Source organism: Enterococcus sp. LJL99 (genome assembly GCF_054871725.1).
Window position 1 is genome coordinate 277,639 of sequence record NZ_JBTXLT010000001.1, and the last position, 11,841, is coordinate 289,479.

At 36.0% G+C, this 11,841-nt stretch carries 10 protein-coding genes; all 10 read right to left on the bottom strand.

The genetic code is table 11. The features are described 5' to 3' along the window. Nucleotides 1–15 precede the first annotated feature (15 nt). The gene (locus tag ACYSNW_RS01310) at nt 16–3,894 is read right to left on the bottom strand and encodes a hypothetical protein (RefSeq protein WP_461742514.1); all 3,879 of its coding nucleotides are present in this window, start codon (nt 3,892–3,894) and stop codon (nt 16–18) included. Continuing rightward, nucleotides 3,891–5,420 carry a phage tail domain-containing protein gene (locus tag ACYSNW_RS01315; RefSeq protein WP_461742515.1) on the bottom strand — a complete coding sequence of 510 codons (1,530 nt, stop codon included), beginning with the start codon at nt 5,418–5,420 and terminating at the stop codon, nt 3,891–3,893. The genes ACYSNW_RS01310 and ACYSNW_RS01315 overlap by 4 nt, the downstream gene beginning before the upstream one ends. Before the next feature lie 85 nt (nt 5,421–5,505). Further along, the gene (locus ACYSNW_RS01320; RefSeq protein WP_461742516.1) at nt 5,506–9,231 is read right to left on the bottom strand and encodes a phage tail tape measure protein; all 3,726 of its coding nucleotides are present in this window, start codon (nt 9,229–9,231) and stop codon (nt 5,506–5,508) included. A gap of 68 nt (nt 9,232–9,299) precedes the next feature. After that, complete coding sequence (locus ACYSNW_RS01325) at nt 9,300–9,446, bottom strand: hypothetical protein (protein WP_461742517.1); 147 nt, start codon at nt 9,444–9,446, stop codon at nt 9,300–9,302. A 44-nt stretch (nt 9,447–9,490) separates the two neighbouring features. Next, nucleotides 9,491–9,811, bottom strand: a complete 321-nt coding sequence (gene gpG / locus ACYSNW_RS01330) for a phage tail assembly chaperone G (RefSeq protein ID WP_461742518.1) — start codon at nt 9,809–9,811, stop codon at nt 9,491–9,493. A gap of 65 nt (nt 9,812–9,876) precedes the next feature. Continuing rightward, complete coding sequence (locus ACYSNW_RS01335; protein ID WP_461742519.1) at nt 9,877–10,428, bottom strand: major tail protein; 552 nt, start codon at nt 10,426–10,428, stop codon at nt 9,877–9,879. A gap of 21 nt (nt 10,429–10,449) precedes the next feature. Further along, nucleotides 10,450–10,827 carry a hypothetical protein gene (locus tag ACYSNW_RS01340; RefSeq protein WP_461742520.1) on the bottom strand — a complete coding sequence of 126 codons (378 nt, stop codon included), beginning with the start codon at nt 10,825–10,827 and terminating at the stop codon, nt 10,450–10,452. Continuing rightward, complete coding sequence (locus tag ACYSNW_RS01345; protein WP_461742521.1) at nt 10,824–11,219, bottom strand: HK97-gp10 family putative phage morphogenesis protein; 396 nt, start codon at nt 11,217–11,219, stop codon at nt 10,824–10,826. The genes ACYSNW_RS01340 and ACYSNW_RS01345 overlap by 4 nt, the downstream gene beginning before the upstream one ends. A 5-nt stretch (nt 11,220–11,224) precedes the next feature. After that, nucleotides 11,225–11,557 carry a phage head closure protein gene (locus ACYSNW_RS01350; protein WP_461742522.1) on the bottom strand — a complete coding sequence of 111 codons (333 nt, stop codon included), beginning with the start codon at nt 11,555–11,557 and terminating at the stop codon, nt 11,225–11,227. A 1-nt stretch (nt 11,558) separates the two neighbouring features. Then, a complete protein-coding gene (locus tag ACYSNW_RS01355; RefSeq protein WP_461742524.1) occupies nt 11,559–11,825 on the bottom strand; it encodes a head-tail connector protein in 267 nt (88 codons plus the stop codon). Between the last annotated feature and the right edge of the window lie 16 nt (nt 11,826–11,841).

Genomic DNA, 11,841 nt, shown 5'->3' on the forward strand with positions numbered 1-11,841 from the left:
TCTGAAAAAATACATTTAGTAAATTGGTCCAATAGTGACAATTTGTTTAAATCCATTTGTTCCGCATCGATTGGTTAATCGAAACAGTCCTCCCTCCTTTTGAAGTTGGAAATTATCCTGTGTTCCGTTCGTATTATTGCAAGAAACCATAAAAAAATGACCAATTTGAGGAATATATTTGATAGGTATACTTCCCATTTGACCCGTTTTATTCCACGCCCAACCATCAAAACGAATATATAAAACCCCACCAGTTACTCGCCAATGTAGCGAAGTATTACCTCCTATAGAAACCCAACTGGTATCAATTAAAGCCTCTTTAGGGAAATTTACCTTCATCATCGTTGTATTATCTATACCAACGATTCCAGCACTTCCATAACGTATAGAACCATCATTATCTGCACTAGCAGCGCCACCTCCGCCAACATCATAATTCGTGTACCTCCCTAATGCTTCATTTCTAGTTGATCCTTTAACGCCCCCAGCTTCAAAATAATCTGTGCTTGTACTTATGATTTTCCCAGTAGCTTTCTCATACTGTTCTGAAGTAATTAGAACCCTACCATCGGACATTTTAGACGTTCCTCGAACCCAAGCAACATCACTACCCTCTATCATTCGTCTATCAAACGTACTAGTAATGACTGAACCATTCATCGTTGCCCCTGTAATTGTAGATCCTGTAATATCAACTGCATTTAATTCCCTAATATTCAAAACGCTCTGATCAATTTCTTGTGAATGCCACTCACCGTCTCCGTAGATTCGATATTCTGTTATCTTGTTCCCACTCATCACCCACCAGCCATCACCATTTTTCGGTTTAGGTTCAACTGGAGGATTTGCACTAGTCGTTATCGTTGGTATTCTTGCAATATCAGTCTGTATCTGTGTTAATCCTTTGGAATCAGTCATAGCAGACCATTTGTAATCCGAAGCAATTTTACTTGGTGTACTACTATCCTTATTTTCTGCAATTCCCATGTATAGCTTTCCCTCAGAAGTAAACGATAGGTTTTTTCCATTTCCATCATCCGCATAGGCTACCCACATATACTTTGCCGGTCCTTGTTCACCCTTCCAAGGATTCCAACCATATTTAGTCGGATCTGTTGAAGATTCCAATAGTGTGTCTGAGTATGTCCCTATATATTTAAATGCAACTTCTTTACCGTATGGATAGTATGGTGTTGGTTCTTGCCCAGGTTCTAGTATCTCAATTTTGAAATGCGCGAAATCTAAATATGTGCTAGCCGCATTCGCTCCTGTTGGTTGATAGGCTAGGAATCTAAGTATATTACAGTCAGAAGGCCAAGATTGCCATATGGTTGTAAATGTAGACCACTCAGTTCCGATTGTAGTATAGTGATAATGATCATAATTAGCCGTTGTTGCTCCAGTAGAAGAATTTTGAGCATAACTCATTATAGTCATTGGATAACTTTTATCAGCACGACCTATATAGCTTATAGCTAGACGTTTTCCGGCATATTTAGAAGGATCAATTCCAATACTATTATATAATGATAATACGCTAGGATTCTTAGTAATTTCAGTTCTTTTTACACGTCTGAATAATATGCCGTTCTCAGTGATATCCTGAGCAGTTACGGGGTAATTGGTAGCATCATTTGACATTACTGCAAATAGTCCATGTGTTAATGGGTAAATGTTAGGTCTAGGCCACGCAGTTACTATATCTGTCTTATCTTCTGAGTTAGAATACGCAACATGCATTCTACTATCACTTCTATTTGGTACCCATGTGTAGTCGTCAGGATTAGTGGAATCTTCTAGAGTATAGTCAGCATATGTTCCAGTGAACGTTGGTTTTGAATAGTACTCACTATCATCAGAATTAGCTACAATACCAGTTGTGTTATCTGATAAACTATTACCACTCTCTTCTATTTTAATATCAAAGAATTTACCACGCTCTAACCTAACAAAAGTCGTTCCATTCATAGATCGATAAGTATACGCTAATATTCTCCATCCAGTTAAATCAGCTGGTGTTGTAAATGTAGCTTTTCTAGTCCGTTTAGTTCCTACAACCCATGTATTTGCATCAGGTACATTATTCGCTACGCCACCCAATTGAATATATGGTGTATTTCCATCTTTATACAGTAATAATGTTCCGTGAGCTGATTGCGTGAATGCTGTTGTGTTCGCGGTTTTAGTTAATAATTCGAATGTATATTGTATCGAATAAGTCGTGCTTGGTTTTAACATCTTTTTAAGTTCAGTATCAATAACAAACCAATCTGCCCATAAACCCGTAGATAAATATTCTAATAAACCAATCTTTCCAAGTTTCCCAGTCTTGTACACATGCGAATCCTTAAATAAATTTGGTCTTGGGTATTGATTACTGAACCATTTTTTGCCATCATCTGAGAATGCATATGCTGTGTGCAGTATAGGTGTTTTACCATCAGCTCCTTGCTTTCCTGGAATACCGACACCATCATTCACATTGACGATAGTTACTTCGTAGCCTCCTTTAGATAATCCTTCCTCATCTAATACATCAAACCGATATATTGCTTTAGAAGAAACATCAGAAGCATTAATCGTTATCGATTTATTTATGCCTACCGAATTACCATCTTTTGTCCAACGTAAATTGAAGGTGTCTGTAATGTCTTTAACACCATCTAAAACTTTTGCTGTTAACGTTGTTTGTCCTTCTCCATTTTTAAAGGTTGTTCCATTATTGGTTACTATTTGGTACTCATATTTTTTATTTGCTTCGATTAGTTCATTCATTCGAGCAATTAAATCCTGTGAAACTTCCGATTGAATTTGTTTGACGTTTGAGAAAGTAGTTTCACACGTACTAGGATTGGTCATGCATAATTTTTGAGAATTAATTCGTGCGATTAGTAATAATGTTGGCGAATAGCCACTATCATGAACTGAAATCGTATCTCCTATATCTGCTTTAATATATCCCTCAATTGTCCATGTAACAGCTGGTATACATAGTTCTTTTAATTTAGTTAATGCATTCCCAGCTAATGAAGCTTGTGTAGAATATTCTGTTTCCCAATCGTAAACAGTCCAACCATCATTTTTATTAATTAAATTTGATGGAAATTGTTCTCGTGATTGCGGCGCATAAATCATGCCATTTTTTAAGTAGTATAGGGTATTTCCATCTTCATCTACTACATCATTCATTTTATACCCACTTAAACTTAATCCATCTTTTCCTTTTGCTCTGATTGCAGTATAAAGATTCATAATATCGCTCGTCTTTTTGACTGTTGTAATGTCTTCGCCGAAATAAAATACTTCATTTGAACGATTTTTTCCCAAGCCTTGATTATTCTCGTCATGAGCTTTATACGCATTAATTTCCATCTGTTTTAATGAGCCATCGTCATTTAGGACAGAGTTAAATTCTATTTCTGCATCAAATACTGTGGCTAAACTAAATAATCTTTCTAGCATAGTCTGTTGTGATTCCCACTTATACGAAATCTTTTTGTCTGAAACTTCATTAACGTTCAGCGTAAGTATTTTCTCGCCATCAAAAGCATTTACGTATTGAGCAAAAGTCATTGACTTTCCGTCATAAGATGCTTTTGTTTCATTGTTTAATTCTAAAACTAATGACCATGCTGTAATAGTTATCAAATTTTCGTCTTCTTCTTTTTTTACAATAGTCATATGAAAATCTGTTTCTCGATACGTAAAGGATAACGAGTTCCCTTCACTTAATAATGAACGATAATTATTTTCGTCTAGTACAGACAAAGTAAGCACACCAACTTTTCCTTCTAGAAACATTTCTATAGAATCATTAAAATAGCCATATAGTACGCCTATTTGAACATCTGCACTATCTCTAATGGATATAATAGGGGCTTTCTCTTTTATCATATAAACGCCTCCTTTAAATACACTTTTATTTCTGGATCTGGTTTGTTAAAGTCAGAAAAATAAAAATTAATTTTCGTTTTTCCTTTAGGGATAGTGAAATACTCTGTTCCTTTTAACTGATCTGAATACCTAGGCAATTCATTTACATAAGGAGTCTTGGTTTGTCCGTCCATCCTGAGCACATCATCTGGTGCATATCTATTAGGTGTATCCTTCCAATAAGGTTCTTTTAATCTGGTAAATGCTAAATTATTGATATACATGTGTGTGACTTGCTGCTTCGTTGTATTTTGCCCTTTGTACTGACCGACAAAAAATTGTAATGTTTTTGCTTTTCGATTGGCTAACTCTGGAAGTAAATACGTATAATACTTACCTCTCCAAAAAAAACGAATACTTCCACCTTCTTTTCTTATGTCAAAAGGATTCCTATTCGCTCCTCTTGATTCAGAACCATATGGGTTATCTTTTTCCCAAAATGATGGTGTAAACACAATCGTATTGATTACCCGACTCCCACCGTTTCCAACTCCTACTAAAAAACGACAAGTTGCGGAGTTCCCCACCTTATCTACTTTTTCCAATGCCATCCCTGCAAGAATATAATTATTTTCATCTAAAATAGCTAATGTCCAACAACCTGTTTGTCCCATTAGACCAGTTTCGAACCATGCTTGCGCCCATAAATAGAAGTGTTCACTAGATTCAGTAAATGCTTTTTCTTTGATTGCTCCAAAACATGAGTAATTTGAAGGATTAGTATAATTTTGTGGCATAATCCCTAGACGACCACCATATTTGGTATCGCTCGTCATGGTAGTTACTTTCTTTTTATTCTGATTCTCATAAAAAATATTTCCATCAGACCAGTTGGCAAAATCTCCTGATTTATTTGATGTTAATACCGTACTTTTTTCAGCAATAACTCCATCCACTTCATCTCGTTTTCCAAACTCCATCACGCCATATTCCGAAACGATGCCCACATACCCATTGTCATGATTCATTTTCATTTCATAAGAAACAACTGATTCTGCTGTTCCGTCACTTTCTATTAGTGCTTCTAATACATCCTCACTGTTTGTATAAGCACTAAATTCTTTTTCTACAACTGAATAATGCAGTCCATCTAATATGAGTAACTCAATCTCAGTAGTGGCTGTCTTGTTGCCTAAAAACTCTATTTCAGAGGTTCCATTAAACAAAACATTACAGTAAACATTTGGGTCCTTACTATCCCAAAATTTTTGAGGTGTATCAGAATCGAAAAAGTAAGCAATCGATCGCTTCAAATCATGAATAGAAGTGATTTTAGCTTCCTGTAATTGTTCCATTGTAAATAAAATGTTTAGAATAATTTTTTTTGAATTGTATTTAATAGATTCTAGTTTTGAACCATAGCTATTAGGTATTTCTTGTGTATCAATCGATTTAGATAGTAATTCTTCTTTTTTGTCTACAATAAAAAAGAATCCATCTGAAGTTCTGTCATTAAATTTAATATATCTATCTTGATAAAAACTCATAGTCTTCTCCTTTCCTTTTCAACTACTTGTATATTTTTTGTCGTATCAAAATAAAAAAAAGAGAGCTTCTGCCCTCTCCTCATTTTTATATTAAACCTAGCCGTTTATTCGTTATGATGGCATTATCTTTTTTGATTCCCTCCAATTGCTTATTTACCTTTTTACCATCTAAATAGGTATTATTATCTTTCGCTAGTAGTTGAGTCATTAATTGAATCATTGTATCAAATTTTTCTTCTAAATTTTTGGTGTCTGTAGTCACGTTTTGTTGTAAAATCGTTCCTTCGTTGTCGCCTAACAAACTCTTTGTTTTTGCTAATAGTTGCATAGCACGGCTTCGTTTTGCTTTATCCAGAGGAATAACGACTTCTGGTTTGTTCCCTTCACCAACCATTGCCAAGTGTTGTTTTGTAATAAAGCCACCATTCGCATACCCCACACCTCTATATGCTGCAGTCAATGAGCCATATCTCGCAACTGCATAACGAATCGATGCTAAAATATTTGATAATGGATCGGTTAATGATTTATCATAACCTGGTCTTGCATACGTTCTGAACGTTGGTGGAATAACTTGTAGTAATCCTTGTGATGGAACACCATTAATTGCATTAATATCCCAATCATTAATTGCGTTTGGATTTCCTCCACTCTCTGTTTGCATTTGATAAAGTAGAGCTGTCAAGTTGGCTTCCGTGTATTGTCCTTCCATTTGTAATGCTTTTTTAGCGATTGCTCGCCATTGTTCCACTCCTGCTGTCGGATTATAGTTCACTTTAGGTGTTTCTGCTTCTTTCTTTTTGAACAATCCTGTTAGGAAGTCTTTCGCTGAATCCATGACAAAATTCACACCGCCTTTAGCCATTCCAAGCCAAGGGTTGAATAAATCACCAAAGTTCGCAAAATCAGCAAATACATTTTTTAATAGACCTATTGGGTCACCGATAAAGTCTAAAATGTCGCCAGTAAAATCTTTTACACCGTTCCAAGCCTTACCAGCTATTTCTTTTGTTGACTGCCACACGTCACCAATAAAGTTTCCTATTCCGTTTTTATAGCGGAAGGTTGGTGAATTCTTACCGAACATCATTGCAGTTTGTTCAGCAGTGAATACTCTTGTTCCTACTGGCATGTTTGGAATAAAGACATTTCGACCTTCTGGAATAAACGCTCGCCCATTTGGTAATTGGACCATTTCTGCGCCAGCTCCATCATTGACAATGGCATTTCCACCAGTATGACCGTCAGTACCTTTCGCATACTTTTTACCACCGCCCCAAGAAACGTGACCGATCTTATCTGCTCCTAATTTATCAAGTACCCAGTTAATCGCATCAATAACACCGTTTACTGCGCCACCAATACCAGAAGCAATCGCATCTCCAATGCCACCAGCCAATCGAGTAATTCCATTAACAAAACCTTCAAAACCGCTGGTAATCATTTTCCAAACACCTTCAACGATTGATTTCACACCGTTCCATGCTTTTGACCAATCTCCAGTAAATACACCGATAAATATATCTAATAACCCTTTGATTACAGTAAAAGTACCACTAAACACACCTTTAATTGTATCCCAACCAATTTTTACAAGGTCTACAATGGTTCTGAAAGTAGAGCCAAAGATTCCAGACCACATTTGTAATGCTGGCTGAATCAATGCCCATATCACACTAAAGAAATTTTGAACAGCTGCTAAAAACTGTGCGCCGTTTTGGTCCCACCAAGTTTTTATTGCAGTTGAAAGTTCATTAAATGCTCGAACGACTTCGTCTAACGCTGGCTTTATATACTCGTTATAGACTTTTTCCGCAAAATTACGAATACTTTCTAACAAACTATCTATAAAATCTTTGAATGGCTTTATATTTTGATAGGCGAGGACAAAAGCACCTACTAACAAAGCGATAGCTCCAATAGTTAGAGCAATTGGACTGGTTATAACACCTATCGCTGTTCCCATAGCAGCCATCATATTAGAAAAGATACCTGCTGGTACTAAGGCCACAATAAAGGCCACAGCTAAAGTGGCTATACCAGCAACCAACGCGCCAATTCCTAAAGAAGATACTGTAGGAAAATTTTCAAAAGCATTATTTATTAAATCTGTTATTTGGGATTTTAACCCACTAATTTTTTCACTAAATGGAGTAAACGCTCCTTGTACATTCCGTTTTAACGCTTCAAAAGGTTCACTATTTTTGATGGCATTATTTACTTCATCAGTCGTTCCTTTAACGTTTTTATATGCTTCATTCGTATTATTCAATGATTTAATAACTTTTAGACTGTTATCTTCTCCTAGAGCTGACCAAATATTCGATGCCAATGTTGCTTGATCTTGTTCATTAGTCATTCCTTTTAAATCATTAATTACTGAGTTAAAAACATCTTGTGAAGTAGCTTTACCTTCTTTAAATTGAGCAAATAATTCTTGAGTTCCTTGACTGAACGAACCTAAATTTTCTTCTATTCTTCCATCTGAAAGTGAAACCCCAAATTCTTTTACAAAATCATTCACTTTATCTAAATTGAAAGCACCGTTTCTCAATCCATTATCCAAAATAGCAAACATTTGCTCGGCACTAAATCCATTCTGGGCCCATAATTGACCGTATTCCGTTAAGTTATCTGCTAACTCTCCGCTTCTATTTAAGCCATTTTGAGCACCTTTATTCATTAGGTCAAATGCTTGTGTGGAAGTAAGGCCGAAGTTTTCCATTAAAGAGATGGCACCTCGTATAGACTCGTTCATATCTAATCCTGTTGCTTTAGTAAACGCTAGTGCTCCTTCCGTCATACTTTCAAGTTCTTTTCCATTTAGCTGAGGCATCATCTGCTTTATTTGAACCATAGCTTCTTTAATTTCATCCAAATCATCGCCAAAACCATCTTTAAAAACAGATTGAATACTACCTTGTAGTTTGCTGATATCCACGCCACTACCTAATTGCGCTTTCAACTCATTGTATTGTTTGCTGGATTCGTTAAGGTTCTCAATCACACTGCCTAACGCATCTTTCACTTTCTCGATACCAGCTGTCGCAAAGTTTGCTAACAGAGAGCCTTGAAACACTTCTGTTGCTGTGCTTGATTCCTTAAATTCTTCACTGGTTTCTCTTGTCTCATTTTTTAACCCGTCTAATTGCTTTTCAGTAATAGAACTTTGGTTTTTCAATGATTGTAGTGATTTTTCAGCCTTTTCAACTTGTGTAGATGATTCACCAAACTCTTTGGCCATCTGATCGACCACATTTTCTTGTGCTTTAATTGATTTTTTTAGCAAGTCGGACTGTGTAGCTAACCCTTTCATTTTCGCTTCTGCGGCACCTGCTTTATCGCCTACCGAAGACAACGCTTTAACTTCATCATTCATTGCTTTTTCGTTTTGTTTCAGTGCATCTTTTAAATCATTTACACCATTTTCAACATAAATAATTTCTTGTTTCGTTTTATCTAATTGTTGCGCATACGCACTTTGTTTAGCAATGGCATCGTTCAATTGTTTTTTCGTATTTGCAATGGCTTTCTCATTGCGATTTTCAGCGCTCTCTTGGCTTTTTAATCGTTGCGTTAGTAAATCCACCTTTTTATCGTAAGCGCCTGTTACATCGGTTAAATCCTTTTGTTTTTGAGCTAATGCATCATAACTATTTTGTGCTTTATCAAAAACTTTAAGATTCGCTTTCATCGAACTTTCTGCTACTTTAAGTTGCTGATTCACTTGGTCAATCGTTGTAGAAAGTTCTGTCCCGTCCAAACTAACACCTAACCGAATATTCCCAATCGGTTTTCCTTCTTTAGCCATGTTGTCACCTCTTCTTTAAAATAAAAAAACGACTGAATAATGGCTCTAAAAGCCTTTTACTCAGCCATTTACTTTGTACTTTGTCCAATCGATTGAAAGAACGCTTCTGCGCTCATTCGTTCGTCCTCTTTGCTCGTTGTTTCTGTAAATAAATGCAATAAATAAAAATAGTCAGCAGTTTCTACGTCTGAAATCGTCCAACCGCCTTCAATCAATTGTTTGTATAATTTATCAAGTTGCTTACTTGCTTCTTTAAATGTTATGCTTTCGCAATCGTCGGTGTAGTCATCTGCTTCCCCATATCAGCCACTTGTTCCAATACATTGGACAAAGAAGAAAACAACTCTTCTGCAGAAAGACCGTCTAGAATTGAATCAAAATTAACAGCTGGATCAGGGAATAAGTCCGCAACCAATACAATCATTTCGTCTAACATTTCTAATTCGGAAAGACTTTTTTCTTCTTCTGATTTTTCCGTTTTTGAGTAGAAGGCTAACATATTGCGCATTGAGCGTGCGCTCACTTCTTTTTGTTTAAATGTTTTTGTTTTTCCATCAATTTTTAATTTAAGTTCTAACATCTTATTCTCCTTTTCATTTCTAACTATAAAAAAAGAGAGAACATCATTGCTCTCTCTTTCATTGTTTACCCTGCAGCTTTTACATTATTTACTTTTTTAATAAATGCATCTTCTGTGACTGTTTCTGATTGAACAGCAGTCATATAAGCATATCCTCTAACGTCTGCAATAAATGAACCACTAGTTGCCACTGTCTTAGGATCGACTTTCCCATCCGATGTTTTTGTTCCTAATTCTAAATCAGGATGCGCAAACTTCCCTTTCGTCAAGCCAAAATACAAATCGTTTCCTTCGTGGTTTTCTGACACTAAAACTAAAGAAGTATACGGCGCTGAAGTATCCGCTCCAACAATAGCAACGCCATCTTCCGACTTGATACCATATAATGTTGGGTATAATCCTTCTACACTTTGAATATCAAATAGGGTTAAATCACAAGTGATATTTCCCACGCCTTTTTGATAAACGAAAAAAGGAATGTCTGAGGCATCAACGGTTGTTGCCTCGTTTGAAATCCCACTGATTTTTGCATCAATGGTTCCACCTTGTGTTTTGTCCACTACGAACGTTTTTTCGCCAATCGTGAAAATTGCTTTTTTAAATCCAATACTTGCCATAATTTAATTGCTCCTTTTCTTTTAATTCATTTCTAAATTCATTGTTCCGATGTATCGTTTAATTATTCGTTTCGCATTCTTTAAATCCTCATCATCCGTTTGCTCCGTGTAGGTACATTCCCATCCGTTTTTTCGCATAAGTAAATCCAAAGCATAATAATAAGTATCAACTTCTTTTAAATTGGACACCCATAAATCTATTTGAATGTAAAACGTAATCGTTAAGGGATTATCCGAAGAAAAATCAGTATAATCACCCTGTAGCTCTATAATTCTCATGATAGGGAGGACTGGACTTGTTAATTTGGTTTCTGGTATCCCATTTGTATGAATATCAACTGATTTTAACAGTGCTTCATTTTTTAACAATTCATAAACCATTGCGACTGCTGTCTTCATCCAAGTAACGCCCCCTTTATCACTTTTTCCATGATTGAAAGTACTTCCTGTTCTATTTGTGTTTGCGTTTTTTGAACGACTGCTTGTGGGAGTTGTTTAAACGTGCCAAATTCAACAAAATGCATTCGCCAAGAAACTTCGTCTGAGTATCCGACAAATGATTCGCCGTTTTTAACTTTCATATACACAACTTCACTGCTCGCATGTTTGTTCATATAGCTTCCACGTTTTCCTTTTGATTTTTTCCCTGTCCATACAGGCGTATTCTTCTCTAACGTTTGTGCTATAAATTTACTTGCTTGTTCAACAGCTTCTTTTTCAGCAGATTCAGCTTTCTTTTCTAATCGTTTCAATGCTTGTTGTGCATCTGAAACATCCACTTGAATAGCCATATTGATTACACCTGCTTTGCTGTGATTGTAGTGAAATCTTGTTTATAGATTCCTTTAGAAATATCAATAATCTCAAACTCAAGGTCATTATGTTTCAATTTCATTGAGGTATCGATTGTAAAATCTTGTCTGTAACGAATAATGACTGAAATAGTTCCTTCTAGGACCGTTCCAACTGTCGCCACTTTTTCTTTTAGCATTTGTTCACGAATACACGCCCAAACAGTTGCTACAACAATATTTCGTTCTTCTGTTTGTCCATAATCATCTTTTACGAATTCTTTAGAGAGAAACGATACTCGCTCTTTTAAATCGCTTGTTTGAATAAACTGAGCCATATCAGACACCCCTTAATTGTGTAATAAGACTTTGAACACCCAAAGGAATTTCTTGTATCGATCCTTGAACGGTATTTTCTCGTTGTGCGTACCAAGAACCAACTAAAAGAGCAACTGCTAGTTCAAACCGTTTGTCTTGTTTCACTTCTTCCGCATTTTCTATCGCATTCGTGATATAGTTTTCGGCAGATTCTTTTAAGACATCTAAAAGAGAGTCGTCCAGTGAAGTATCGACTCTCAAATAATTTTTAAGTTCTGTTAACTCCATTTAAGACGACTCCTTT